The sequence below is a fragment of the Vibrio sp. ZF57 genome, from assembly GCF_001691235.1.
Taxonomy (GTDB): Bacteria; Pseudomonadota; Gammaproteobacteria; order Enterobacterales; family Vibrionaceae; genus Vibrio; species Vibrio crassostreae_C.
On sequence record NZ_MAKD01000088.1, the window covers coordinates 1 to 371 of the forward strand.

General features: G+C 41.5%; 1 protein-coding gene. It reads left to right on the forward strand.

All coding sequences use genetic code 11. The features are described 5' to 3' along the window. Nucleotides 1-61: 61 nt before the first annotated feature. Nucleotides 62-371 (forward strand): helix-turn-helix domain-containing protein (locus A6D97_RS13045; RefSeq protein WP_139074317.1); only part of this gene is annotated, 310 nt, incomplete at its 3' end.

Below are 371 nucleotides of genomic sequence, written 5' to 3' on the forward strand. Positions count from 1 at the left end.
ATACCAATTAAAGTAAAAATGTGATCTAATTAAGATTGATGAATTATTGTGAAATTTAGCCATGGATAGCCTTAATAACACTGACTTCAAAAAGCTTGCGAGCCAGCAAAAAACCATTCAGATGAAGATGCGTTTACTTGCGCTCGCACACTTTAAAGACGGCCTCTCTCGTACACAAATTGCAAAATCTCTCAAAGTCAGTCGAACCAGTGTCAATAAATGGGTTCGGATTTTTTTTGAAGAAGGCCTAGAAGGACTTCAAGAAAAACCTCGGACTGGTAGGCCTGCATACCTCACCGATGAGCAGCGGGCTCAACTCAGTGCCTTCATAAAAAAAGAAGCTGAATCACCTTCTGGTGGCCGCCTTGTTG